This window comes from Frankiales bacterium, from assembly GCA_016125335.1.
Classification (GTDB): Bacteria; Actinomycetota; Actinomycetes; order S36-B12; family CAIYMF01; genus Longivirga.
Genome location: WGLY01000036.1, coordinates 19,305 through 43,335, shown reverse-complemented (window position 1 = coordinate 43,335; position 24,031 = coordinate 19,305). Strand labels below are relative to the sequence as shown.

25 protein-coding genes are annotated in these 24,031 nt (G+C 73.8%); 12 read left to right on the top strand and 13 right to left on the bottom strand.

Annotation, left to right across the window (positions count from 1 at the left end; all coding sequences use genetic code 11):
• Position 1: 1 nt before the first annotated feature.
• From GC157_17325 to GC157_17315, 3 genes are all read right to left on the bottom strand, one after another.
• Positions 2-337, bottom strand: a complete 336-nt coding sequence (locus GC157_17325; protein ID MBI1379218.1) for a metalloregulator ArsR/SmtB family transcription factor — start codon at positions 335-337, stop codon at positions 2-4.
• A gap of 145 nt (positions 338-482) precedes the next feature.
• Positions 483-1,298 (bottom strand): nitroreductase family deazaflavin-dependent oxidoreductase, encoded by an 816-nt coding sequence (locus GC157_17320; GenBank protein MBI1379217.1) that lies wholly within the window; start codon positions 1,296-1,298, stop codon positions 483-485.
• Positions 941-1,618 carry a hemerythrin domain-containing protein gene (locus tag GC157_17315; GenBank protein ID MBI1379216.1) on the bottom strand — a complete coding sequence of 226 codons (678 nt, stop codon included), beginning with the start codon at positions 1,616-1,618 and terminating at the stop codon, positions 941-943. Before GC157_17315 ends, GC157_17320 begins: the two co-directional genes overlap by 358 nt.
• Positions 1,619-1,694: 76 nt before the next feature.
• Here GC157_17315 and GC157_17310 point away from each other — a divergent pair, with 76 nt between their 5' ends.
• Positions 1,695-2,135 carry a MarR family transcriptional regulator gene (locus GC157_17310; protein ID MBI1379215.1) on the top strand — a complete coding sequence of 147 codons (441 nt, stop codon included), beginning with the start codon at positions 1,695-1,697 and terminating at the stop codon, positions 2,133-2,135.
• Between the two features lie 120 nt (positions 2,136-2,255).
• Here the strand turns inward: GC157_17310 and GC157_17305 are convergent, their stop codons facing one another.
• Together GC157_17305 and GC157_17300 are read right to left on the bottom strand one after the other, a co-directional pair.
• The gene (locus tag GC157_17305; GenBank protein MBI1379214.1) at positions 2,256-2,486 is read right to left on the bottom strand and encodes a hypothetical protein; all 231 of its coding nucleotides are present in this window, start codon (positions 2,484-2,486) and stop codon (positions 2,256-2,258) included.
• A 216-nt stretch (positions 2,487-2,702) separates the two neighbouring features.
• Positions 2,703-3,446 (bottom strand): TetR family transcriptional regulator, encoded by a 744-nt coding sequence (locus GC157_17300; GenBank protein ID MBI1379213.1) that lies wholly within the window; start codon positions 3,444-3,446, stop codon positions 2,703-2,705.
• A gap of 68 nt (positions 3,447-3,514) precedes the next feature.
• On the opposite strand from GC157_17300, the gene GC157_17295 reads away from it, so the two are divergent.
• Positions 3,515-4,225, top strand: a complete 711-nt coding sequence (locus GC157_17295) for a DUF4386 family protein (protein ID MBI1379212.1) — start codon at positions 3,515-3,517, stop codon at positions 4,223-4,225.
• Positions 4,226-4,235: 10 nt separating this feature from the next.
• Here the strand turns inward: GC157_17295 and GC157_17290 are convergent, their stop codons facing one another.
• The 3 genes from GC157_17290 to GC157_17280 all read right to left on the bottom strand — a co-directional run bounded on the left by GC157_17290 (position 4,236) and on the right by GC157_17280 (position 6,234).
• Positions 4,236-5,141, bottom strand: a complete 906-nt coding sequence (locus GC157_17290; GenBank protein ID MBI1379211.1) for a Dyp-type peroxidase — start codon at positions 5,139-5,141, stop codon at positions 4,236-4,238.
• Between the two features lie 200 nt (positions 5,142-5,341).
• Positions 5,342-5,635 carry a DUF2218 domain-containing protein gene (locus tag GC157_17285; GenBank protein ID MBI1379210.1) on the bottom strand — a complete coding sequence of 98 codons (294 nt, stop codon included), beginning with the start codon at positions 5,633-5,635 and terminating at the stop codon, positions 5,342-5,344.
• Positions 5,632-6,234, bottom strand: a complete 603-nt coding sequence (locus GC157_17280) for a PadR family transcriptional regulator (protein ID MBI1379209.1) — start codon at positions 6,232-6,234, stop codon at positions 5,632-5,634. The genes GC157_17285 and GC157_17280 overlap by 4 nt, the downstream gene beginning before the upstream one ends.
• A gap of 111 nt (positions 6,235-6,345) precedes the next feature.
• Here GC157_17280 and GC157_17275 point away from each other — a divergent pair, with 111 nt between their 5' ends.
• Complete coding sequence (locus GC157_17275) at positions 6,346-7,446, top strand: winged helix-turn-helix domain-containing protein (protein MBI1379208.1); 1,101 nt, start codon at positions 6,346-6,348, stop codon at positions 7,444-7,446.
• Positions 7,447-7,519: 73 nt separating this feature from the next.
• Here the strand turns inward: GC157_17275 and GC157_17270 are convergent, their stop codons facing one another.
• The 5 genes from GC157_17270 to GC157_17250 all read right to left on the bottom strand — a co-directional run bounded on the left by GC157_17270 (position 7,520) and on the right by GC157_17250 (position 13,141).
• Positions 7,520-7,849, bottom strand: a complete 330-nt coding sequence (locus tag GC157_17270) for a plasmid stabilization protein (protein ID MBI1379207.1) — start codon at positions 7,847-7,849, stop codon at positions 7,520-7,522.
• 68 nt (positions 7,850-7,917) lie between these two features.
• Positions 7,918-9,411, bottom strand: a complete 1,494-nt coding sequence (locus GC157_17265) for a hypothetical protein (protein ID MBI1379206.1) — start codon at positions 9,409-9,411, stop codon at positions 7,918-7,920.
• A 246-nt stretch (positions 9,412-9,657) separates the two neighbouring features.
• Positions 9,658-10,227, bottom strand: a complete 570-nt coding sequence (locus GC157_17260) for a UPF0016 domain-containing protein (GenBank protein MBI1379205.1) — start codon at positions 10,225-10,227, stop codon at positions 9,658-9,660.
• A 334-nt stretch (positions 10,228-10,561) separates the two neighbouring features.
• A complete protein-coding gene (locus GC157_17255) occupies positions 10,562-12,091 on the bottom strand; it encodes an AMP-binding protein (GenBank protein MBI1379204.1) in 1,530 nt (509 codons plus the stop codon).
• A 75-nt stretch (positions 12,092-12,166) separates the two neighbouring features.
• Positions 12,167-13,141 (bottom strand): ATP-binding cassette domain-containing protein, encoded by a 975-nt coding sequence (locus GC157_17250; protein ID MBI1379203.1) that lies wholly within the window; start codon positions 13,139-13,141, stop codon positions 12,167-12,169.
• A gap of 53 nt (positions 13,142-13,194) precedes the next feature.
• Here GC157_17250 and GC157_17245 point away from each other — a divergent pair, with 53 nt between their 5' ends.
• The 9 genes from GC157_17245 (at position 13,195) to GC157_17205 (ending at position 23,893) form a co-directional block, all read left to right on the top strand.
• Positions 13,195-13,863: an ABC transporter permease subunit gene (locus GC157_17245; protein ID MBI1379202.1), complete on the top strand. Its 669-nt coding sequence runs from the start codon at positions 13,195-13,197 to the stop codon at positions 13,861-13,863.
• Positions 13,860-14,555, top strand: coding sequence for an ABC transporter permease subunit (locus GC157_17240; GenBank protein MBI1379201.1), 696 nt, complete (start codon positions 13,860-13,862; stop codon positions 14,553-14,555). The genes GC157_17245 and GC157_17240 overlap by 4 nt, the downstream gene beginning before the upstream one ends.
• Positions 14,556-14,711: 156 nt before the next feature.
• A complete protein-coding gene (locus GC157_17235; protein MBI1379200.1) occupies positions 14,712-15,698 on the top strand; it encodes an amino acid ABC transporter substrate-binding protein in 987 nt (328 codons plus the stop codon).
• Positions 15,699-15,932: 234 nt separating this feature from the next.
• A complete protein-coding gene (locus tag GC157_17230; protein MBI1379199.1) occupies positions 15,933-16,676 on the top strand; it encodes a hypothetical protein in 744 nt (247 codons plus the stop codon).
• 118 nt (positions 16,677-16,794) lie between these two features.
• Positions 16,795-17,712, top strand: coding sequence for a signal peptidase I (locus GC157_17225; GenBank protein MBI1379198.1), 918 nt, complete (start codon positions 16,795-16,797; stop codon positions 17,710-17,712).
• Positions 17,713-17,810: 98 nt separating this feature from the next.
• On the top strand, positions 17,811-19,442 hold the full coding sequence (locus GC157_17220) for a hypothetical protein (GenBank protein MBI1379197.1): 1,632 nt from the start codon (positions 17,811-17,813) through the stop codon (positions 19,440-19,442).
• Positions 19,439-20,119 (top strand): response regulator, encoded by a 681-nt coding sequence (locus tag GC157_17215; protein ID MBI1379196.1) that lies wholly within the window; start codon positions 19,439-19,441, stop codon positions 20,117-20,119. The genes GC157_17220 and GC157_17215 overlap by 4 nt, the downstream gene beginning before the upstream one ends.
• A 171-nt stretch (positions 20,120-20,290) precedes the next feature.
• On the top strand, positions 20,291-22,702 hold the full coding sequence (locus GC157_17210) for a phosphoketolase (GenBank protein ID MBI1379195.1): 2,412 nt from the start codon (positions 20,291-20,293) through the stop codon (positions 22,700-22,702).
• A 57-nt stretch (positions 22,703-22,759) separates the two neighbouring features.
• Positions 22,760-23,893: an acetate/propionate family kinase gene (locus GC157_17205; GenBank protein ID MBI1379194.1), complete on the top strand. Its 1,134-nt coding sequence runs from the start codon at positions 22,760-22,762 to the stop codon at positions 23,891-23,893.
• Positions 23,894-24,031 lie beyond the last annotated feature (138 nt).

Below are 24,031 nucleotides of genomic sequence, written 5' to 3'. Positions count from 1 at the left end.
CTCACGAGCGGGCCCGGCTGCGCAGCTGGCGCCCGAGGGCGCCCTGCTCCTCGGCGACGCGGCGCAGGATGGCGCGGCCGGCGAGCAGGAGGTCGGCCACCTCCGGGACGACGACGCGGTAGACCACCTCGCCGCCCTCGCGGCGCGGCGTCACCAGGCCGGCTCGGCGCAGCACGGCGAGCTGCTGCGAGAGCGCGCTGGGCTCGACGTCGATCTCGTCGAGCAGCTCGTGCACGGCGTGGTCGCGCTCGGTGAGCAGCTCGAGCACCCGGATGCGCACCGGGTGGCCGAGGGTGCGGAAGAACTCCGCCTTGGCCTGGTAGAGCGGGACGGGCACGCCGGCCTCCGTCGCGAGCGGGACGAGGAACGGGGTGAGTATCTACACAATTGCAAACAACTGCAACTCGCCGTCCGGACGGCCCGACCTCCGCGTTACTGCCCGAACGACCGGATCTGGGCGCGAAGTCCGCGCTTTCGGGCAGTTACGTCGAGGGGGTCGGGGGTGCGTCGGCCGGCACGGGGGTGAGGACGGCGACCGGGATCGTCCGCCCGGCCTTGGCGGCGTACCTCGCCACCTGCGGTGCCTGCACGAGGACGACGTCGCGCCACACGCGGTCGCGCTCGTCGCCGAGCAGCTCCCGCGGCACCGCGCGGAACCGGCGTCCGAGCACCTGCACCTCGGCCACCTCCGCCCGGCGGAGGTTCTCGAACCAGTCGGGGTCGTGCGGCGAGCCGGACCCGGTGCCCCACACGACGAGGTCGTCGCCCTCCTCGAGGAACCGCATGCAGGCGGGCCGCGGCACGCCGGTGCGGCGCCCCGGCGTCGTCACCATCGCGACGTGGATGTCCTTGCTCCAGCTCGACAGCCGCCCGTCGGTACGCCGGTACAGCCACACCCCGACCCGGTTGCCCGTGCGGGTCCACCGGCGGCGCAGCGAGGTCACGGCCAGACCCCGGCGACGTCGCTGCCGCCGCGCAGCCGCGTCATCCGGCGCTCGAACCGGCGGCGTCCCATGAGCGACCACATCGCCCGCACCACCCAGGGGAGGCGGGCGACGAACGCCGCGGACTCCTCGGGGGTGGCCGATACCAGCATCCAGCCGAGCGCGACGAACTTCTCGTCGTTGCTGAACTCGGCGAACGCCGCGTCGCCCATGGCCTGCCACTCGGCCTGGGTGACGCACCGTCGGCAGACCGGGAGGATGCCCGCCTCCTCCTCGTCGAGATGCGGCAGCAGTGCGGCCGTCACGGCGTCGAGCGCATCGGCCAGCTCGGGCCCGCCCGGGGCGGTGCGCCACGGGCCCAGCACCGAGCGGCTCCGTCCGACCGCCTGTGCGACCGCCTCGTGCTGCGCCTCCATGCGCTCGACGAGGCCGGCGTCGGGCTCGGACCGCGCCACCAGCAGCGGCCACAGGTGCTCGTCCTCGGCGGTGTGGTGGTGGTGCAGGGCGCTGAGCAGGAACTCCGTCTCGTCGGACACCGCCGAGGCCCAGGCCGTGTCGCCGGCCGGCACCCTGCGGGCCAGCTCCGCCAGCTCGGCGAAGCCCTGACGGAAGATGCGGTGCACCACCACCATCTCGTGCACGTCGGGACGCTGGTTCTCGGCGGTCGTGGCCATGGCCGGCACCTCCCCGGCGGCGGAGCCCGCGTGGCGAACTCTTCAGGCCGCCTGATGTTCAGGTAACCTTAGGACTATGGCGCGACGGGCACAAGACCCCGCTGAGGGGGCGAACACCGTCGCACTGCTCGGGCAGGCCTACAGCCTGCTGGGCTTCCAGATCGTCGACGGCGTCGTGGGCGCCGGCTACCCGCAGAAGCCCGCGCACTCGGCCGTGTTCGCGCAGATCAGCGAGGACGGGTCGCGGCTGACCGAGCTGGCCCGCGGGGCGAACATGACGCCGCAGGCCATGGGCGAGCTGGTCGACGAGCTGGAGGACCTCGGCTACGTGGTGCGCCGTCCCGATCCGCGCGACCGGCGCGCGAAGCTGATCACGCTCACCCCCCGGGGACGTGACTGCATCGCCGCGGGGATGCTGACGATCGAGGGCATCGAGGCGCGGCTCGCCGAGGTGCTCGGCGAGCGCGGCCACCGCCAGCTGCGCAGTCTGCTGCGCCGCCTGCTCGCCGACGCCTGATCATCACCACGCGCCGTGCCGCTCGCTCCCGCCGGCCGCCCCGGCCGGGGTCGCACGTTACTGCCGGAAGATCCGGATCCGGCGCCAGGATCCGGTCATCCGGGCAGTAACGACGAGGGGTCAGGCGGCGGGGGAGCGGCGCCGGCCGACGAGCAGGTAGGCGATCGGGCCGACGGGCTGCACCACGAACGACGCGCACCACAGCGGCTTGGGGCCGCGCACCTGCTCGCGCGGGCGCCGGACGAGGTCGACGAGGGCCACCGTGGTGAGCACCAGCTCGACGGCGCCGCCGACGATGACGGCGGTCTGCTGGCCGGACGACAGGTCGCTCCAGCTCTTCTTCTGACCCATGGCAACCTCCACCTCGTCGAGCCGACCGCATCAAGATCACCGTAACGCCGGCCCCACGCCGTTGCCGCTCGGCGCCCGCGGGCACGCGGCGCCCGGCGAGGACCGACGACGTCCCGGCCAGCCCCCGTGGCCGGGGTTCGGCGCGCGGCAGGTGAGCCGACGTCCGCTGCTCGCCCGAGGGCGGCAGGGCGGCGGCGACCGCGGCCAGCGGACCGGTCAGCCCGCGCCGCGGGGCGAGGCCCACCCTCGCCGGTGCAGGCGCTCGATGCCGTCGAGGATGACGTCGAGGGCGAACTCGAACTCGAACTGGTCGTCGCACGTGCTGCCCACCGCCGAGTCGGGCTCGTGCGCGCCCGCGCCGGCGATGACGAGGATGTGGGGGTAGCGCGCGGAGAACTCGCGCACCATCGCCTCGAGCATGGCTGGGTCGTCGGGCGGCTGCGGCGTCGGGAACACCTCCTGGGTGAACCCCCACATCCGGCTGCCCACAGCGTGCAGCGCGTGGTGCGCGAGATCCGGGCTCAGCCCGCCCGACAGGAAGTCGCCCGCGAGGGCGTCCATATAGGCGAGCACCACGGCGGACGCCGACGTGCGCGTCTCGATCACCCGCGGCACCCACGGGTGGCGCAGCAGCACCTGGCGCGAGGCGAGGATCCGGCCGCGCACGCGGGAGCGCCATCCCCGCGCGGAGGGAGGCGGCTCGATCTCGGCGAGCACGACGTCGACCATCCCGTCGAGCAGGTCCTCGCGGTCGGCGACGTGCTTGTAGAGCGCCATCGGGACGACGCCGAGCCGCTCGGCGAGCACGCGCATCGTGAGGGCGTCGGTGCCGAGCTCGTCCGCCGCGGCTACCGCCTCGCGGAGCACCCGGTCGCGGCTGAGCCGCTCCCGCGGGGCGGGGCGGCGGGGCCGGGACGCGCGCGTGCCCCCGCTGTCGGGGGAGCGGCGGGGGCTTGACACGTGTACACCGTACACCTACGGTTCCGGCACAAAGGTGTACGCCGTACACCGGAGTCTCGGAGGCCCTCATGACCCCCACCCGCCGCGCCGCAGTCGCCACGGGCGTGCTGTTCTTCGCCACCCACGTCACGTCGGTGACCGCGCTCGCGCTCTACGGCCCTGCGCTCGACGACGCCGGCTTCGTCACCGGCTCGGGCTCCGAGCAGTCGGTGCTCACGGGAGCCTTCCTCGAGGTGCTGCTGGCGCTGACGATCGTGGGCACCGGCGTCGCGATCTTCCCGGTGGTGCGGCGCTACAGCGAGGGCGCCGCGCTCGGCTACGGCGCCCTGCGCACCCTCGAGGCGGCCGTCATCGCCGCGGGCATCGTGCCGCTGCTCGCGCTGACGACCCTGCGCGACGACGGCGTCGCCTCGGCCTCGGACGCCGTCGCCCCCGCGCTGGTGTCGCTGCACGACTGGACGTTCCTGCTCGGCCCCAGCTTCGTGTGCGCGACCAACACGACGGTCCTCGCGTTCGCGCTGCTGCGCTCGGGGCTCGTCGCCCGCTTCGTCCCCGTGATCGGCCTCGTGGGCGGCCCGCTGCTGTTCGCCTCGGGCACGGCGCAGCTGTTCGGCGCCGTCGCGCCGCTGTCCGCCGTGGCGGCGGTGTGCGCGGTTCCGGTGTTCGCCTGGGAGATCAGCCTCGCCACCTACCTGCTGGTGAAGGGCTTCCGCCCCGATGCGCTGCGCCGGCTCGACGCACGCGAGGCGCAGGGGCAGCCGGAGCTGGTGGCCGCGTGACGCCGCCGGCTCAGCCCGACGCGACCTCGCGCCAGGTCTCGACGGCCGGCACCACGTAGTAGGCGCCCGACAGCGGGGTGGTGTAGCGGGTCAGGGCGTCGCGGACGCCGTCACCCACGCCGGCCATCCGTTCGAGCATGCGCGAGAGCCGGGTCTGGTCGTGGGAGAAGCCGACGAAGTGCGTGCCGTGCTCGCGGACCGTCCCGTAGGGCACGTTGCGCCGGAAGATGTCGAGCTCCTCGCCGCCGACCTCGAGCACGGTGCGAGCCACGTGGGAGTCGGCCGGCTTGACGTCGTCGGCCAGCTCGACGCTGTCGGGCTTCGTGCGCCCGATGACGTCCTCCTGCTCGCGCTCGCTCAACGACGTCCAGGCGTCGGCGAGGTGCACCCACTGCTGGAGCAGCACCACGGAGGACCCCTCGCCCGGCTCCCCGGGCGGGACGGCGACGACGCCGACCGCCTCGTCGAGCGACGGGTTCTCGGTGCCGTCCTCGAACCCGGTGAGGTCGCGGCTGTGCCGGTAGGACCAGCCGGTGACCTCCAGGGCGAGCTCGGCGACCGGGCGCGTCGCGGCGAGGATGCCGGTGGCGACGTCGAACACGAGGTCCGTGGCGGCCCCGGCGACCCACACCCACGCGTCGCGCTGCGTCGCAGGCATCGTGAAGCCGTCCGGGCCCACGACCGGGCTCGCGAAGTCCGCTGCCCCGAGCGGGAGGTGCTCGGGCGCGACCTGCGCCCAGGCCGACGGGCGCACGCCGACGACCAGGTTGACGCCGCCGACCGTGGTGCGCGGCTCCTCGATCGCGGCAAGGGCGTGCACCAGCTCGCGCGGAGAGGCGCCAGGCCGTGCGGAGAGCTCGAGGAAGCAGTGCGCCGCGGTGCCCACGGCGAAGATCCCCGGCTGCGGCGTCCTCATGGTCGTCTCCCTCGGCTCGCGGAGCAGGGGTCGGGGTCCGGCTGAGCTGTCCTCCGCCGCCCGATGCGGAGGCAGTCCCGCGCGGACCCCGACGTGCAGGACCCTAGCGACAGCCGTGCACGCCGGCGCCCGGTCCGCCTCGAGGGCGGCCGGGCACCGGCGTGCCGCGGGTGCGGGGGAGAGCGGGTCGGGCGGCGCCGTCAGTCGCGCTGCCAGGTCACCTCGAGCTCGTGGCGCCGGCCGAACCGCTCGAGGTGCGCGCCGACCACCTGCGTGACGCGGTCGAGCGTCTCGGCGTCCGCGGCCGTGGCGCGCAGCTCGAGGGCCGCAGACGCCGGGCTCAGCAGGCACTCGCCACCGGCGAGGAGGAGGCGGACGCCGTCGGCCTCCTCGTGCACCTCGGCCTTGCGGCCGAGGTGGGAGGCGAGCTGGCGGGCGTAGCGCTCGGGCGAGCCGGTGGCCACGAGCGCGACCGCGGTGAGCGACGTGCTCACGAGTCGGTCTCCGGGCCGTCGGCCAGGAGCAGGTACATCGAGCGGCGCGCCTCGGTGAGGATCGCTGCCGCCTTCTCGACCTGGGCCTCCGTGCCGTTGCGGCCCACCTGGCGGGTCGCGCCGTGCAGCTGCTCGAGCAGGTCGCGGAGGTCCGGTCCGCGGCGTCGGCCCTCGTAGCCGCCGAACGGGTCCGCGGGTGCGGCCTCGGCGTCGGCGACGAGCGCCCGGCCGGCGTCGGTGAGCGCGGCCACCTTGCGGCCGGACTCGGCCGTCACGGTGACCAGGCCCTCGTCCTCGAGCTGGGCGAGCGCGGGGTAGATGGCCCCCGGGCTCGGGGTCCACCGGCCGTTGCTGCGGTCGGCGATCGCCTGCATGAGCTGGTAGCCGTGCATGGGCTCCTCGGCGAGGAGCATCAGCACGGCCGCGCGGACGTCGCCGCGCGGGGCGCGCCCGCGTCCGCCGTGTCGGCGTCCGGGCCCGCGGCCGCGGTGGCCGGCGTCGTCAGGGTGGTCGAACGCGTCGACCGGGTGGTGGTAGCGGCGTCGGCCGGCAAGTCGATCCGGCCCGCCGTGCCGCTGGGGGTGGGAGTGCGAGGTCATCGCGTCCCTCCTTCCGTTGTTCGTGACAGTAACGATACATCGTTACTGTCACGAACGTCAACCCGGGTCGAGCGGTCACCGGCCGCCCGTAGGGTCGCCGCCGTGGAGGAGGTGCACCGGCTCACCCGGCAGGAGGCGCGGCGGATCGCCGTGCGGGCCCAGCTGCTCGACGCCGCCCGGCCCGACGACGTCGTCGACACGGTGCGCCACCTCACCCAGGTGCAGGTCGACCTCACCGCGGCCGTCGCGCCCAGCGCCGACCTCGTGCTCTGGAGCCGCATCGGCCCCTCGTACGACCCGGCCGAGCTGCGCGACGCCCTCGACGAGCAGCGGCTCGTGGAGCTGCGCGGGTTCGTGCGCCCCATGGTGGACCTGCCGCTGTTCCGGGCCGAGATGGCCGAGTGGCCGGGCACCGGCGAGCTGCGCGACTGGCAGCGCTACCAGGGCGAGTGGGCGCGCAGCAACGAGTCGTTTTGCCAGGACGTGCTCGCGCTGCTGCGCACCGACGGCCCGCTGGTGGCCGCCGACCTCCCGGACACCTCGGTGGTGCCGTGGCAGTCGTCGGGCTGGAACGCGAACAAGAACGTCGCGATGCTGCTCGACCTGCTCACCATGAGCGGCGAGGTGGCAGTGGCCGGACGCCGCGGGCGCGAGCGCCTGTGGGACCTCGCCTCGCGCGTCTACCCCGACGAGCCCGCCGTGCCGACGCCCGAGGCGCGGCGCATCCGGGCCGAGCGGCTGCTGCGTGCGATGGGGATCGCCCGCGCCCGCGGACCGGAGGAGTACTCGACCGTCGCGCTCGACCTCAGCGAGGTCGGCGAGCCCGCGGTCGTGGAGGGCGTGCGCGGCACGTGGCGCGTCGACCCGGCGCAGCTCGGCCGTCCCTTCCGCGGGCGCACCGCGCTGCTCTCGCCCCTGGACCGGCTGGTCGCGAACCGCAAGCGCATGACCGAGCTGTTCGAGTTCGACTACCAGCTCGAGATGTACAAGCCGGCCTCCGCCCGCCGCTGGGGCTACTGGGCCCTGCCCGTGCTGCACGGCGACCGCCTCGTGGGCAAGGTCGACGCCACCACCGACCGCGACGAGGGCGTGCTGCGCGTGGCGGCGGTGCACCGCGACGTCGCCTTCACCGCGGCCCTGGAGTCCGGCGTCCGCCGCGAGCTCGACTCGCTCGCGCGGTGGCTCGGCGTCGAGCTCGTGCTGCCCGACTGACGCGACAGGGCGGACCGCCCGGTGCTGCCCTCCAGCGGGCGGCGGCACCGGACGGAGCCCTGCTCCCGGCGGGTCAGCGCCCGCCGAGCGCCTCCTGCAGCTCGGCCTTCGACATCGACGACCGGCCGGGGATCCCGCGCCGCTTCGCTTCGTTGTACAGCTGCGCCTTGGTCCGGCCGCCGGGGCCGGAGTGGCTGCGCAGCCCGCCGCGCCGGCTCGAGGAGATGTCCTGCGTGGACGACCTGCTCGCCGTGGCCGACTCGCCGTGGCGGGCCCGTTCCTTGTTGACGGTGCGGGCCGCGATCTCCTCGGCCTCGTCGTCGTCGTGACCGCGGTCCTCGAGGCCGTCCTTGATGTGCTCGTACTGCCTCTCGCGCTTCGCGCTCCAACTCCGCTGAGGCATCGCCGTCCCCTTCCCTGCGTGGAGGGCGGCGGTGGTGCCCGGGACGAGGGGGTCGAAACCGTGCAGGCTCAGGCGCGTGGCGCTGCGAGGTCGCTGGCCACCTGGGGCAGCAGCGCCGCGGCGATGGCGAGCTCGCCGGCCGCGTCCGGGTGGAAGGGGTAGCGCTGGGACAGCCCCTGCACCCAGGGCTGGGCGGTGCACAGCTCGTGCCCGGCGAAGCTGGGTGCCACGGTGGCGAAGCCGAACGCGCCGGCGCCCTCCGCGAGCACCTCGTTGAGCTGCGTGAGCTCCGAGCGCATCGGGTCGATCTTGGTGCGCAGCTTGGTCGCCTGGTCCGCCGACGTGGCCCCGGCGAACCCGTAGCCGGCGGGCGGGCTCGGCGGCCGGTTCGGGTCCACGAGGGCCGGGCAGTCGAAGCTCTGCCCGAACGGGTCGTAGTACTGCACCACGACCACGCTCGGGTGGGTGGGCAGGTCGGCCAGCTGCTGGAGCAGCTGCGCGTACTGGATGCGGAAGGTGTCGAGCCGGTTCTCGAACAGCCGCTCGCTCACCTGGTCGTCGCAGCGGTCGAGGCCGTAGCAGAGCCGCAGGAAGTCGGCCCAGCCGATGTCGTTGGCGCCCACGCTCACCACCACCACGCGCAGCGAGGGCAGCGCCTTGAGGACGCCGACCTGCGGGGGCACCGTCACCTGTCCCTCCTGCTGCGGTCCGAGCAGCCCGGAGTCCAGGGTCGCCGAGCTGCACGCGAGGTTCGCCGTCTTCACCTTGAGCGCGGCGCCCATCACGACCGCGTACGCGTCGCGCGAGCGGCCGCACGTCTCGTCGAAGCCGCTGGGCTTCGCGAGCGGGGTGTTGCCGACGCCGGCGGCGGTGGAGTCGCCGATCACCGCGAGCTCGACGTCGCCGTCGAGCGCTCCGGCCGGCGTCAGCGGCGGCACGAGCGGCGCCGTGCCGGTGAGGTCGGACAGCGACCGGATCGACGAGAGCGCCGCGCGGGCCGAGGTGATGCTGACCAGCACCGACACCAGCACGAGCAGCACGGCGACGCCCACCGTGACGGCCACCTGTCCCAGCTGCCGCCCGCGCCCGTGCACGTGCGGCAGCCGCCCCCGGGCGATGGCCCCCACCCCGAGCAGCGCGAGCCGCAGCCCGGCGGCGATCACCGCGGTCACCAGCACCAGCCGCACGAAGTACGACGTCCATCCGGAGGCCAGTGCATCGCCCAGCTGGGTCGTGCGCAGCGTGGGCCCGGTGGTGGGGGAGGTCTCGATGAAGTCCGACGCCGCGGCGTTGCGGTCGAAGCGCTGCCACTCGATGCGCGGCCGGATCGGGCCGTCGAACTGCAGGGCCGTCTCGACCGGGCCCTCACCGAACAGGTCCGCCTGTCCCGGGCCGGCCAGCCCCCGCAGCGCGACCGGCGAGACCGCGCCCAGGCGCAGGTCCTGGCCGAAGACCGTCACCCGCACCGGGGGCGTCAGCAGCAGGGCCAGCGCGAACGCGACCGTCGCGGTGAGCACCGTCAGGCCGACCGCGACCGTCCGGCGCAGCCACGGTCGGGACACACATCCCTTGTACGTCGCCATGAGCCGTGAGGCCACCGGGTGTCCGTCCACCGGGGCGCCCGGCCGCTTTCGAGACGCGCTCGGGACGGACGTGCGACGTCGACGGGCCCGGAGCCAGCGCGACGACGGCCGGCTCGGAATGCCGCCCGGCGCGGCCGGTTCACCACTGTCGAACGCCCGGCGCCCCGAATGGGCACCCAGGCGTCACGCCAGTCGCCACTGCGGGGCGGTCGTCGGGTGGTCGGGTCACACCCTGACTGCCTCGAGGAGGAGCCAGCCCGCGAAGAGGAAGAAGAGCGTTGCCGCGCCGATACGGATGACCTTCTCCGGGAGGTTCTTGCCGAGCACGGCGCCGACGCCGATGGCCAGGGCGTCGGCGGCGACCATGCCGAGAGTCGAGCCGACCCACGTGCCGAACCAGCCGTTGTCCGTGGCCAGCGTGATCGTGGCAAGCATCGTCTTGTCGCCCAGTTCGGCGAGGAAGAACGCGATGGCGACGGCGAAGAATGCCGAACGCTGAGTCCGCTCGGCCCTGCCCTCCTCGTCCTCGGACAGCTCGTCACCCCGCAGCGTCCAGATGCCGAAGCCGATGAACGCGAGGGCCGCGACGACGTTGATCAGCGTGGTGGGCAGCGCGACGCCGACGAGTGCGCCCACCGCGACGGAGAACAGGTGGACCAGGGCGGTCGCGACCGTGATCCCGGCCAGCACGGTCCAGAACCGGAACCGGGTGGCGAAGGTCATCGCCATGAGCTGGGACTTGTCCCCGAGCTCGGCGACGAAGATGACGACGAACGACAGGATCAGGGCGTCCACGCGGATGCGCCTTCCGGCTCGTGGGCCGGGCGAGGACGTCGGGGCGACGCTTCGACCGACCCGGGTACGGGTCTCGGTCGAAGGTCTCGCCCACCTGCTTGTGCAGGTCCGTGAGCCGGGCCGGTGGGCCAGTGTGTCGACTCGACGGTTGGGGGCTACTCCCCTTCGTTCGCCGTGACGCTACCAGAGCACGCACCGCTCCCCGGCACTCCGCATCCGCCCCTGCCTCCGGCTCCGGTGCGGCGCGAACGACCTGACCCGGTCCGCCTCGGCGACAGTCGTGACGTGACCGGGTCCGATCCTCGCCGCCAGGCGTGGCGCAGCGCGTCCGGGTTCAGCCCTTGATCGAGCGCTCCTGGCCCTGCCAGAAGTCCGCGCGGAGCTTGAACTTCTGGAGCTTGCCGGTGGCGGTGCGCGGGAGCGACTCGCGGAACTCCACCCGTTTGGGGCACTTGTAGCCGGCGAGGCGGCTGCGGCAGTGCGCGATGACGTCCTCGGCGGTGAGGTCCGAGCCGTCGGTGACGATGAGCGCGGTCACGGCCTCGCCCCAGCGGTCGTCGGGGGTGCCGACGACGGCCACCTCGCGGACGGCGGGGTGCGAGGCGATGGCGTCCTCCACCTCGATGGAGGAGACGTTCTCGCCGCCGCTGATGATGACGTCCTTCTTGCGGTCGCTGATCGTGAGGTAGCCGTCGTCGAGGTGGCCGCCGTCGCCGGTGTGGAACCAGCCACCCTCGAGGGCCTGCGCCGACTCCTCCGGCTGCTGCCAGTAGGACTCGAGCACGACGTTGCTGCGCGCGAGCACCTCGTCGGACTCGTCGGTGCGCAGGCGGACGCCGAGCGCGGGGGCGCCGGCGCGCCCGAGCAGGCGGGCGCGCTCACCGGGCTCGAGGTCGTCCCACTCGGACCGGCGGCGGTTGATGGTGAGCAGGGGAGCGGTCTCGGTGAGGCCGTAGATCTGGATGAACTCCCAGCCCAGCTCGGTCTCGATCCGCTCGATGGTGCGGGTGGGCGGCGGCGCCCCGGCCACCACCACGCGGACGCGGTCGCGACCGGGGATCGGGCCGTCCCAGGTGGCCGCGGCGTCGAGCACCATCGCGAGCACCGCGGGCGCGCCGCACAGCAGGGTGACGCCGTGCTCCTCGACACGGCGGAGCACCTCGGCGCCGTCGACCTTGCGCAGCACGATGTGGCGGCCGCCGACGCCGGACACGGCGTAGGGCATCCCCCAGCCGTTGGCGTGGAACATCGGCAGCGTGTGCAGCAGCACGTCGCGGTCCGAGACGGTGGTGTGCATCGCGAAGGTGACGGCGTTGACCCAGAGGTTGCGATGGGTGAGCTGCACGCCCTTGGGCCGTGCCGTGGTGCCGGAGGTGTAGTTGATCGTCGCTGTGGCCGTCTCGTCGCCCTCCCACGGGCGGCCGCTGTCGCGGCCGGAGAAGAACTCGTCGTCGCACTCGCCGAGCACGTAGTCGTGACCGGTGCGCACAGTGTCGAACAGGTGGGTCAGCTCCGGGTCCACGAGCAGCACCTGCGCGCCGCTGTGCCCCACGATGTACTCGACCTCGGCCGGGGCGAGCCGGAAGTTCACCGGCACCAGCACGCGGCCGGAGCCGGAGACGCCGAAGAAGCTCGTCAGCAGGCGCGCAGAGTTGTGCGACACGATCGCCACGCGACCGCCGACGGGCACGCCGAGCCGGTCGAGCGCCGCGGACTGCGAGGCCGCGGCGGCGGCGAGCTGCGTGTAGGTCCACGGCCCCACGGGCGGTGCCGGCTGGTCCGGCTCGTCGACGACGGCGACGCGGTCCGGGTAGACGAGGGCTCCCCGCTCGAGGAAGTCGTTGACGGTGAGCGGCACGTGCATGCGGCACCTCCTGTGGGGGTCCCGAGTCTCGCACCGAGCACCCGGCTGCGCAGCCGATCGGCGCGCCGCCGGGGGTCAGAGGCCAGCGGCGGCGTCGATCGCAGCCTCGGAGCGCAGGGCGCGGTGCACGGCGTCGAGGGTGAGCACCCCGGCCGGGGCGCCGTCGCGCACCACCAGCACCCGGCCGTCCGGGGAGTCGAGCACGGCGGAGAGCGCGACGCGCAGCGTGCAGTCAGAGTCGAGCCGCGCGCGGTCGTCGTCGCCGGGCGCCACCGGCTCGAGGTCGGCGACGTCGAGGGCGGTGACGGCGAGGCGCTTGATGGTGCGGTCGCTGCCGACGAAGCTCGCGACGAAGTCCGACGCCGGCTCGGCGAGCAGCTGGGCGGGCGTGGCGTACTGCTCGAGGTGGCCGCCCTCGCGCATGACGGCGATGCGGTCGCCGAGGCGCACCGCCTCGTCGACGTCGTGGGTCACGAACACGACGGTCTTGCGCACGCGCTCCTGGAGCCGCTGGAACTCCGCCTGGAGCCGGTCGCGCGCGATCGGGTCGACCGCGCCGAACGGCTCGTCCATGAGCAGCACGGGCGGGTCCGCGGCGAGCGCGCGTGCGACGCCCACCCGCTGGCGCTGGCCACCGGAGAGCTGGTGGGGGTAGCGGTCGCCCTGGCGGTCGGAGTCCAGGCCCACCAGCTCGAGCAGCTCGTCCACCCGCGCGTCGATACGCCGGCGGTCCCAGCCGAGCAGCTCGGGCACGGTGGCCACGTTGCGGCGCACGGTGAGGTGCGGGAACAGGCCCACCTGCTGGATCACGTAGCCCATCGAGCGACGCAGGCGCACCGGGTCGGCGTGGGTGACGTCCTGACCACCGACGAACAGGCGACCGCTCGTGGGCTCGACGAGGCGGTTGATCATCCGCATCGTGGTGGTCTTGCCGCACCCGGACGGGCCGACGAGCACGCACACCTCGCCCGCGCCGACCTCGAGGTCGAGCGCGTGCACGGCCACCGTGCCGTCGGGGTACGTCTTGCCGACCTGCTCCAGCCGGATCATCGGATCCGCAGTAGCGTCCACGTGTGCCCTTTCTCGCGTTGGACGAGACCGACCTGCCGCCCAACCCGTGGTTCAGCTGGACCTACGTGACGGACCATGTCGACGAGCTGCTCGCGGCGGGCAAGGAGCACCTGCTGATCACGCTCGCCTCGGTGGCGCTCGCGATGGTGGTGGCCATCCCGCTCGCCCTGCTGGTACGACGCTACCCGCGACTGCGCGGTGCGGTGCTCGGTCTGGGCGGGGTGCTCTACACGATCCCCGCCCTCGCGCTGATCTCCCTGCTCTGGCCGGTGTTCGGTCTCTCGCCGCTGACCGTCACCATCGCACTCGCGGCGTACGCCCTGCTCGTCGTGCTCCGCAACACGCTCGTGGGCCTCGACGGCGTGCCGGTGGACGTCGTCGACGCCGCGCGCGGAATGGGGTTCGGCCCGGGACGCATGCTCCTGCGGGTGCAGCTGCCGCTGGCGACGCCGGCGATCCTCGCGGGGCTGCGCCTGGCCACGGTGTCGACGGTGGGGCTCGTCACCATCGGCGCCCTGGTGGGCCACGGCGGCTACGGCACGCTCATCCTCGGCGGCTTCATCGACAACTTCTACCACGCGCAGATCATGACGGCGACGGTGCTGACCGTGGCCCTCGCGATCGCGCTGGAAGGCCTGCTGCTGCTGCTCGAACGCGCGCTCACCCCGTGGTCGCGCGCACGGGGGAGGACGTCCTCGTGACCACGGTGACCGGCGTCTGGCAGTGGCTGACCGACCCCGCGCACTGGAGCGGGCCGGACGGCATCCCGGCACGCACCCTGGAGCACGTGCAGATCAGCCTGCTCGCGCTGCCCGTCGCCGTGGTGATCGCTGTGCCGGCCGGCATCCTCCTGGGGCGCAGCGGCCGGGCGGCGTTCCTCACCTTCAGCGTGGGCAGCGTCGGTCGCGCGATCCCGACCTTCGCGCTGCTGTTCATCTTCGCCTCGTGGGACCCGGTGGGGGTGGGCGACGAGGCCGCCGTGCTCGCGCTCGTGCTGTTCGCCATCCCGCCGCTGCTCACCAACACCTACATCGGCCTGCGCGAGGTCGACCACGACGCGCTCGACTCGGCCGTCGGCCTCGGCATGACCTCGTGGCAGCGGCTGTGGCGGGTCGAGCTGCCGCTGTCGGTGCCGCTCGTGTCGGCGGGGCTGCGCACCACGACCGTCCAGGTGGTGGCCACCGCCTCGCTGGCCGCGTTCGTGGGCGGCGGCGGTCTCGGCCGCTACGTGGTCGACGGGTTCGGCCAGCAGGACACCGTGCTGGTGATGAGCGGCGTCGTGCTCATCTCCGCGCTGTGCCTGGCCACCGAGGGCCTGCTCGCGCTGCTCCAGCGGGCCGCCACACCGCCGGGGCTGCGCGCGGGCGCGGAGGGGGTGGCGACCTCCGTCTGAGCGCCGGGCGGGTGGCGTAACGGGACATTCCCGGCCTTCCACCCCCTCAGAGGCGGGCGGCCGGGAGGGTCGGCCGAGGTCACGCGGGTGTCACGAAGATCGGTCGGGGTCCTGAACAGGGTGGCCGATGTGGGTGGGGCGTGTTGAGGTCTTCTCATGAACCGTTCCTGGATCGCCCGGTCGTCCGCCGCCGTAGCGCTCGTCGCAGGGTCGCTCCTGCTCGCCGCCTGCGGCGCCTCGGCCAGCCCCGGCTCGTCGTCCACGGCCGCGACGTCCAGTCCCGCCGCCTCCGGCTCCTCGCCCGTCGCGAAGGGCCCGATCGTCGTCGGCGCCTTCGGCTTCGGCGAGAGCAAGATCCTCGCCAACATGTACGCCGACGTGCTCACCAAGGCCGGCTACGAGGCGTCGGTGAAGGAGCTCACCAACCGCGAGGTGGTCGAGCCGGCGCTGGAGAAGGGCGACGTCCAGGTCGTCCCGGAGTACCTCGCCACGCTCACCGAGTTCCTCAACGCCAAGGTCAACGGCGCCAACCCGGCGCCGAAGGCCTCCGGCGACGTCGACAAGACCCTCGCCGCCCTCAAGGCGCTCGCCGAGCCCCGGGGCCTCACCCCGCTCACCCCGTCGCCGGCGGCCGACCAGAACGCCTTCGCCGTCACCTCCGACTTCGCCTCCGCCAACAACCTCACCTCGCTGTCGGACCTCGCGGCGTACTCCCAGTCGCACGACGTGCGCCTCGGCGGGCCGCCGGAGTGCCCCACCCGCACCTACTGCCAGATCGGGCTGGAGAAGACCTACGGCATGAAGATCTCGTCGTTCACCTCGCTCGACGCCGGCGGCCCGCTGACCAAGCAGGCCCTCAAGCAGGGCAAGATCGACGTCGGCCTGGTGTTCTCCTCCGACGGCGGGGTCGCGGCGTTCAACCTCGTGGTGCTCACCGACGACAAGAAGCTCCAGAACGCCGACAACGTGATCCCGGTGGTCAACAGCAGCGTCATGAGCGACGACCTCGCCGCGGCCCTCAACGCGGTGTCGGCCGCGCTCACCACCGACGACCTGGTGGCGCTGAACAAGTCCGTCGACATCGACCGCAAGGACCCGGCCACGGTCGCCAAGGACTGGCTCACCTCGAAGGGCCTCGTCTAGCGGTCCGATCCCAGCGGGCCAGAAGGGGCGCACCCGAGCGGGTGCGCCCCTTCTGCACGTCGCGGACCCGGTCGGCGGCTCCTCCCACGACAGCCCACCGTTCCTAGGAACCAGGGGTGTGGCTCGAGAGCCGGATCAACAATCGGGACGATGACCGGTCGCCGTGCCCCGAGCACGCTGGTCGGGGCCGCTCGCCGTCCGGCGCCGCGGCCCCGAACGGCGAGAGGGGATTCCATGTCCAAGGGAACGGCGTGGCGCATCGGGGGGTTCGCCGCGGCGCTCACGGCCTCGGTGGCGCTCGTCGCCGCGGCCACCGGCACCACGGGGGCGTACTTCACCGACACCCACGACGGCACGCTCAACGGCTCGTCCGGCCACCTGACGCTTCAGATCGGTCACCCGGGTCAGCTCTCGATGAACTTCACGGACCTGATCCCCGGCCAGACGCAGACCAAGCACGTGTCGTTCACCACCAACAGCAGCTCGGACGTTACCGAGGACGTCTGGGTGCTGTTCCCGGTCAGCGACGCGGCTGACCAGACGGCCTACGCGCACTTCACCGGCGGCAAGGGCGAGTACGGCTACGCCGACGGCGGTCTCGGCCGCTACGCGCAGATCGAGATCGGCGCCACCACCGGCAGCTACAACCGGGCGTTCGTCTCGCACAACCTCGCCAACGACCCGTCGATGACCGACAGCTTCGGCGGCTTCGCATCGTCCTGCTACAACCCGGCGACCGGTCGCGGCGGCGAGACCGCGGCGCCCACCAGCCCGGGCGACACGAGCATGGGCTACTGCGGCGTGCCGAAGATGATCCTGGTCGCGTCCAACCTGTCCAGCGGCGCCGCGGGCACCGTCGACATCACCTTCGGGCTGACCGGCAAGGCCACCACGCAGAGCGTGCCGTGGCTGAGCGACGTCCACTGGCAGATCGTCGCCACGCAGCACGGTGTGGCGCCGAACGCGCTGAACTACTGATCCGGGGGATGACGCGGCGGCCGACGGGCCGTCGCCTCGTCCGGGCCGGCGGCGTGGTGGGGTCCACCGCCGCCGGCCCGGGCGGTCCGGTCCGCGGACGTCGCAGGAGGAGGTCGTCGTGAAGGTCGTCGCACGGGTGCTCGCGGGCGCCCTCGTGGCGGCGCTCCTCGGCGCCCTCCTTCTCGGCGTCGTGGGCTGGGTCCGCGGCTACCGCGTCTACGTCGTGCACACCGGCTCGATGGTGCCGGCGCTCGTGCCCGGCGACGCCGTGCTCGACGGCCCGGCGCAGCCGCCCGAGCCCGGCCAGGTGGTCACCTTCCGGCTCGGCGGCCCCGACGGCCGCGTGACCCACCGAGTGGTCTCCACCGTCGACGGCATCGTGCACACCAAGGGCGACGGCAACGCCACCGTCGACCCGTGGGTCATCAAGCCCGACGACGTCGTCGGCACCATGCAGGCGCGCCTGCCCCGGGTGGGCTTCCTGCTGGTCTACCTGCGGTCGCCGGCCGGCCTGGCCTCGCTGCTCACCTCGCTGCTCGCGCTGGCGCTGCTGTGGCGGGTCTTCTTCCCGAAGCCCGCGCAGTCACTGGCCGAGGGGGAGCCCGCCGAGTCGCTCCCCGAGGTGTCCGCCGGCGACGAGCCGGCCGCCGAGACCGACGACGAGCCGGTGGACGAGCCGGTCGGCCACGACGTCCCCGACGACGAACTCGTCGGCGCGGCCGCCCGCACCGGGTCGGAGCCTTCCCGCGCGCTCGTCCCGGTGGGTGCCGCGGCCATGACGGCGACGGAGGGCGACTCGACAGTCACTCATGGTGCTGAAGCACAGCCGTCCGACGAGAGCCCGGGCGAGCTCGACGTGCTGCTGGCCGGCTTCGCCGCCCCGCACGAGGCGCCCCGTGGGCTGCGTGCGATGTGGCGCCGGCTGCGCCGGCGTCCCAAGCACCTGCTGCGCGGGCCGCTGCTCGACTGGACCCCCGAGCCGGCCGTGCCCGGCACCGCTCGGTGGGACTGGCTGTCCCATCGGTGGATTGCCTAGCCCCCGACCGACGGGCCAGGATCGCGGAGCACGCGAATCCGGGGGTGGAAGTTTCCGTGAGCTCGATGTCCTACCGAGGGCCGGACCGACGACGCACTGTGCCGCAGCCGCGGACCGGGCCGCCCGGCAGCCGCCTGGCGCTCGCGGTGGGGGGATCGCTCGCCGTCGCGGTCGTCGCGGCCGCGGCCTGCCAGGCGCTGGGCCTCGGCGACGAGCTGCGGCCGGTCGCCGACACCCTCAGCATCGTGGCCACGGCGTTCTTCTTCGGCGCGGGCCTGCTGCGCTACGCGCGCTGGAAGGTCACCGGCGAGGCGGCGCAGGCCTGGCGCTCCGTCGCGCTGCTGGTCTTCTCGTTGGCCACGTTCCCCATGGCGATGGCCGTGCGCATGCTCGCACCGGACACCACTCCCTCGGCGCTCGGCGCGGTGGCGCGCCTGGTGTCGGTGCTCGTGGTCACCGCGATCCTCGTGCCCGGGCTGCGCGCCGCCGAGGTCGACGCCGGCGTCCAGCCGATGCGCACCGCCGGCACGTGGCTCGCTGCGGCCGTCATCGGCGTGGTCGCCGTCGTGCTGGTGCTCGACGCCGCGCTGCCCGAGCTCTCCAGTTCGCCGACGTTCGCCGGCGGGCTGGACGCCACGGCGGCCGCGATCTGGCTCGTGCTCGGGGGGCTCGCCCTCGGCGGCGGGCCGCGACGATCGACGTCCGGACGCTGGGCGGCCGCCGGCATGCTCCTGCTCGGCGCCTCCGCCATCGTGCGTGCCGTGCTCGGCGACTCCGGGGGCTGGGGCTGGGTGGTCGGCGTCGCGCTGCTCTCGCTGTCGGCCGCGACGATCGTGTTCCTCGACGCCGGCGCCGACGCGCAGACCGCGCTCTCGCACGAGGGGCGCCGGCTCCAAGCGGCACGCACGGCGCTCGACGACGCCGAGGAGCTGCTCACCTCGTGGGAGAACCGCCGCGACGACCTCGTGCACGACGCGCGGTCGATGATCGCGGCGCTGCGTGCGGCATCGGTCACCCTCGACCGGCACGGCGACACGATCGACCCGGAGGCCGCGCACCGGCTGCGCGGGGCGATGGACGTCGAGCTCGAGCGGCTCGGGCGGCTGATCGGCGGTTCCGCCCGCGACGACGTCGAGGTCGTCGACGTGCACTCCGCCCTCCAGCCCGTGGTGACCACCATGCGCGAGCACGGCCTGGCCGTCGACCTCGACGTCGAGGGCGCGCGCGTGCTGGGCCGCGCCGACGGGCTGGCCGAGGTGGTGCGCAACCTGCTGGTCAACGCGTGCACGCACGCGCCCGGCAGCCCCGTGCGTATCTCCGCGCAGGAGTACGACGGCGTCGCGGTGATCCTGGTGGAGGACCGTGGCCCGGGCGTGCCCGACGACCTGACCGGCCTGGTGTTCGAGCGCGGCGTGGGGTTCGGCCCCGGCGCCGGCTCGGGCCTGGGCCTGGACGTCTCGCGCCGGCTCATGCGCGACCAGGGTGGCGACCTCGAGCTGCGCCACCGCCCCGGCGGCGGCGCCCGGTTCGTGCTGTCCCTGCCCGCGGCGAGCCCGGCGATGGCCGAGGCGATCACCGACGCCGGCCGGCCCGACGAGGACGGTGCGCCGGAGGGCTCTGACGCGTCCGGTGCGGTCTCGCCCGATGCGGTCGGCACCGGCGTGGCGGCTGCTGCCGCCTCGGTCGTCGACCTCACGTCCCCCGCGGCCGACGCGCGGGCCGGCGGGTGAGCGGGGACGCCGCAGGCCCGTCGCGGGTGGACGTGCTCGTGGTCGAGGACCACGTGCTGCTCGCCGAGTCGCTGCGGCTCGCACTCGCGGGCGAGGGGGTCGGCACGGCGCTCGTGCGGCCGGAGTCGTGGGAGGCCGTCCTCGGGGCGGTGCAGCGCGAGCGCCCCCGCCTGGTGCTGCTCGACCTCGACCTCGGCGAGGCCGTGGGCGACGGGGTGGACCTCGTCGTGCCCGTGCGCGACCAGGGCAGCGAGGTGCTCGTCGTCACCGGGGTGACCGACCGCGCCCGGGTGGCGGCCGCCGTCGAGGGAGGCGCGCTGGGCTGGGTGCCCAAGGGGGAGTCCTTCGACCGGCTGCTCGCCGCGGTGCGGGCGGCGCTCGCCGGCGAGCAGGTGCTCGGCGAGGCCGAGCGCTTCGAGCTGCTGGACCTGCTGCGCCGCCGGCGCTCGAGCACCTCGGCCCGGCGCGCCCCCTTCGAACGGCTGAGCCCGCGCGAGCGCCTGGTGCTGCGCGCCCTCGCCGAGGGCCACAGCGTCGACTCGATCGCCGCGCGGTACGTCGTCTCCCGGGCGACGGTGCGCACGCAGGTGCGCGGCATCCTGACCAAGCTCGACGTCGGCACGCAGCTCGCGGCGGTCGCGCTCGCCCGCCAGTCGGGCTGGCTCGACGAGCCCTGAGCGGCACTGCTCCGGCGCCCTGCGGCGTCGTCGGGCGTGCAAATGGGTCGCGGCCCGTTTCCCGTGTCATGCAACAGGTGAACTCTGGATGACGACCGGCGTGCGCCGCATGGCGGCCGCGGTCCACGGGTAGCGTCGGGTTGTCCCGTACGCCGACGCCACGGAGCACCCATGACGATCACCGCAACCGCACCGGACCCCGTCCTCGTCGAGCGGCTCGCGAAGCCCACGGACGACGAGGTCGCGGCGCTCGACGCCTGGTGGCGGGCCAACAACTACCTGACCGTCGGCCAGATCTACCTCATGTCCAACCCGCTGCTGCGCTCCACGCTGACGCCCGACGACATCAAGCCGCGGCTGCTCGGGCACTGGGGCACCAGCCCCGGCCTGTCGTTCGTCTACGCGCACGCCTCGCGCCTGATCCAGGCGACCGACCAGGAGATGATCTACCTCGCCGGCCCCGGCCACGGCGGACCGGCCCTCGTCGCGGCCAGCTACCTCGAGGGCAGCTACACCGAGCGGTTCCCGCAGGTGACCCTCGACGAGGAGGGCATGCGCCGTCTGTTCCGCCAGTTCTCGGCGCCGGGCGGCATCCCCAGCCACGTCTCGGTGACGACGCCGGGCTCGATCCACGAGGGCGGCGAGCTCGGCTACGTGCTCGTGCACGCGTTCGGCGCGGTCATGGACAACCCGGACCTCATCGCGCTGGCCGTCGTCGGCGACGGCGAGGCCGAGACCGGTCCGCTCGAGGGGTCGTGGAAGGGCATCTCGTTCCTCAACCCCACGCGCGACGGCGCGGTGCTGCCGGTGCTGCACCTCAACGGCGCGAAGATCGCGGGGCCGACGGTGCTCGGGCGCAAGGACCCCGACGAGGTGCGCGAGCTGCTCACGGGCCACGGCTACCACGTCATCGAGGTGGACGGGTCGGACCTGCCCGGCATGCACCACCGCTTCGCGGCGGCGCTCGCCGACGCCTGGAACCGCATCCGCTCGATCCAGGCCGCGGCGCGCGCGGGGCAGTGGGACGGCGCCCGTCCGCACTGGCCGATGATCGTGCTGCGCAGCCCCAAGGGCTGGACCGGCCCCGACGTCGTCGACGGTGTGCAGGTGCAGGGCACGTGGCGGGCGCACCAGGTTCCGCTGTCCGGGGTGAAGGACAACGCCGAGCACCTCGCGATGCTCGCGGAGTGGATGCGGTCCTACCGGCCCGAGGAGCTCTTCGACGACGCCGGCGCCCCCACCGAGCTCGTGCTGCGCGCCAACCCGCAGGGCGACCTGCGCATGACGGCGAGCCCGCACGCCAACGGCGGCCTGCTCACCCGCGACCTCGAGCTGCCCGACTTCCGCTCGTACGCGCTCGACGTCCCGTCGCCGGCCACGGTGCGCGCGGAGTCCACGCGCACGCTCGGGGCGATGATGCGCGACGTCTACCGCGCCAACGGCGACCGCTTCCGGCTCTTCTGCCCGGACGAGACCAACAGCAACAGGCTCGGCGCGGTGTTCGAGGCGTCGGACCGCGCGTTCGCCGAGCGGGTCACGGACCAGGACGTCTCGCTCTCGCGCGACGGCCGGGTGATGGAGGTGCTCTCGGAGCACAACTGCCACGGTTGGCTCGAGGGCTACACGCTCACCGGCCGGCACGGGTGGTTCGCGACGTACGAGGCCTTCGCGATGGTGAGCGCCTCGCAGACGATCCAGCACAGCAAGTGGCTCCAGGAGGCCGGCAACCTCTCGTGGCGCGCCGAGGTGCCGAGCCTGAACATCCTGCTCACGAGCACGGCGTGGCGGAACGACCACAACGGCTTCAGCCACCAGGGGCCGGGCCTCATCCAGAACGTCATCACCACGCGCGGGAGCATCGGCCGGGTCTACCTGCCGCCGGACGCGAACTGCCTGCTGTCGGTGGCCGACCACTGCTTCCGGTCGAGGTCGTACGTCAACCTCGTGGTGATCGACAAGCAGCCGCAGCTCCAGTGGCTCACGATCGACGAGGCGGTCCAGCACTGCGCTCGCGGCGCGGGCACGTGGTCGTGGGCGGGCACGGATGACGGCAGCGCCGACCCGGACATCGTGCTGGCCTGCGCCGGCGACGTGGTGACCATGGAGACGGTCGCGGCCGCGCAGATCCTGCGCGAGCACCTGCCGCACTTCCGCACCCGCGTGGTCAACGTCGTCGACCTCATGACCCTCCCGCGCCGGAAGGACCACCCCCACGGCATGGACGAGACCCTCTTCAACGAGCTGTTCACCGACCACGTCGACGTCGTGTTCGCCTTCCACGGCTACCCCGGCGCGATCCACCAGCTCGTCCACGGCCGTCCCGACGCCGACCGTTTCCGGGTGCGCGGGTTCATCGAGGAGGGCACCACCACGACGCCCTTCGACATGGTGGTGCGCAACAAGGTGTCGCGCTTCCACCTGGTGATGGACGCCCTCAACAACGCGCGGCGCACCCCGCCCGGCGCCAGCGAGCTCAAGGAGTACTGCGAGCGACGGCTGGCCGAGCACGAGCAGTACGTCGTCGAGCACCTCCAGGACATGCCGGACGTGCGTGACTGGAGCCTGGCCCCGAACGAGGGGTGAGAGGTGGCCCCGGCCGAGCACGTGCTGGCGCTCAACAGCGGCAGCTCGTCGGTGAAGATGGCGCTGCTCGACCCCGTCACGGGCACGCGCGCGCTGACGGCGCTCGCCGAGCGCGTCGGCACCGACGACGTCGCAGTGACTGTGCGCCGGGGCGACGAGCGGACAACGAGCGCGCCGGGCGACGGCTCGCACCGCGGCGTGGTGGAGCACCTGGTCGAGGGGCTGCGCGACGACGAGCGCGAGCACCTGATCGGTGTGGGGCACCGCGTGGTGCACGGCGGTGCCGACCTGCGCGAGTCCGTCGTCGTCGACGACCTGGTCGCGCGGCGCATCGCGGCGGTGGCCGAGCTCGCGCCGCTCCAGGTGCCGGGCAACCTCGCCGGGATCGAGGCGGCGCGCGCGGCGCTCCCGGACCTGCCGCAGGTGGCCGTGTTCGACACGGCGTTCCACGCGACGCTGCCGCCGGTGGCCTACCGCTACGCGGTGCCCAGCTCCTGGTACACGGAACACGGCGTGCGCCGGTACGGCTTCCACGGCATCTCGCACCGCTACGTCGCGGCCCGCGCCGCGCAGGTCGTCGGCCGCCCGCTCGAGGACCTGCTGCTCGTCACGATGCACCTGGGCAACGGGTGCAGCGCCGCCGCGGTGCGGCACGGGGCGAGCGTCGACACGACGATGGGCCTCACCCCGCTCGAGGGCCTGGTCATGGGCACGCGCAGCGGCGACGTCGACCCCGGTGCGCTCGGCTACCTCGCGCCGCGCCTCGGGCTCGACGTCGAGGGGCTGGTGTCCGAGCTCAACCGCTCGAGCGGCCTGCTCGGGCTGTCCGGCCGCAGCAACGACATGCGCACGCTGGTCGACGCCGCGCGCGACGGCGACGCGGACGCGGCGCTCGCGATCGACGTGTTCTGCTACCGCGCCGCGAAGGCCGTGGGCTCCCTCGTGGTGGCGCTGGGCGGACTCGACGCCCTCGTGCTGACCGGCGGCATCGGCGAGCACTCGCCGGAGGTCCGGGCCGGGATCCTCGGGCACCTCGGGGTGCTCGGGCTCGCCGTGGACACCGCGGCCAACGTGGCGCACGGGGGCGAGGGCGGCCGGATCTCGCGGGGGGACCGTCCCCTCGCCCTGGTGGTCCCCACCGACGAGGAGCTGCTCATCGCCCGTGACGTGCAGGCGATCGTCGCTCGCTGACACGCGGCGAACCGCCGTCCACCTGCGGCGACGCTCGCCGGGCCGATCGGCAGCGGTGCGGATCGGCGCCCGGCGAACCGGGCCGCCCGACGTCCTGCTGCCGGTGACGGCCTCAAGCCGCGGGCGATCCCGGCCGAC

Coding starts and splice junctions, on each gene's coding strand:
- GC157_17270 (MBI1379207.1), bottom strand. CDS start 7,849: ATGCCTCAGCGGAGTTGGAGCGCGAAGCGCGAGAGGCAGTACGAGCAC.
- GC157_17235 (MBI1379200.1), top strand. CDS start 14,712: ATGAACCGTTCCTGGATCGCCCGGTCGTCCGCCGCCGTAGCGCTCGTC.
- GC157_17210 (MBI1379195.1), top strand. CDS start 20,291: ATGACGATCACCGCAACCGCACCGGACCCCGTCCTCGTCGAGCGGCTC.
- GC157_17280 (MBI1379209.1), bottom strand. CDS start 6,234: ATGACCTCGCACTCCCACCCCCAGCGGCACGGCGGGCCGGATCGACTT.
- GC157_17230 (MBI1379199.1), top strand. CDS start 15,933: ATGTCCAAGGGAACGGCGTGGCGCATCGGGGGGTTCGCCGCGGCGCTC.
- GC157_17205 (MBI1379194.1), top strand. CDS start 22,760: ATGGCGCTGCTCGACCCCGTCACGGGCACGCGCGCGCTGACGGCGCTC.
- GC157_17315 (MBI1379216.1), bottom strand. CDS start 1,618: ATGGCCACGACCGCCGAGAACCAGCGTCCCGACGTGCACGAGATGGTG.
- GC157_17310 (MBI1379215.1), top strand. CDS start 1,695: ATGGCGCGACGGGCACAAGACCCCGCTGAGGGGGCGAACACCGTCGCA.
- GC157_17290 (MBI1379211.1), bottom strand. CDS start 5,141: ATGAGGACGCCGCAGCCGGGGATCTTCGCCGTGGGCACCGCGGCGCAC.
- GC157_17295 (MBI1379212.1), top strand. CDS start 3,515: ATGACCCCCACCCGCCGCGCCGCAGTCGCCACGGGCGTGCTGTTCTTC.
- GC157_17255 (MBI1379204.1), bottom strand. CDS start 12,091: ATGCACGTGCCGCTCACCGTCAACGACTTCCTCGAGCGGGGAGCCCTC.
- GC157_17250 (MBI1379203.1), bottom strand. CDS start 13,141: ATGATCCGGCTGGAGCAGGTCGGCAAGACGTACCCCGACGGCACGGTG.
- GC157_17305 (MBI1379214.1), bottom strand. CDS start 2,486: ATGGGTCAGAAGAAGAGCTGGAGCGACCTGTCGTCCGGCCAGCAGACC.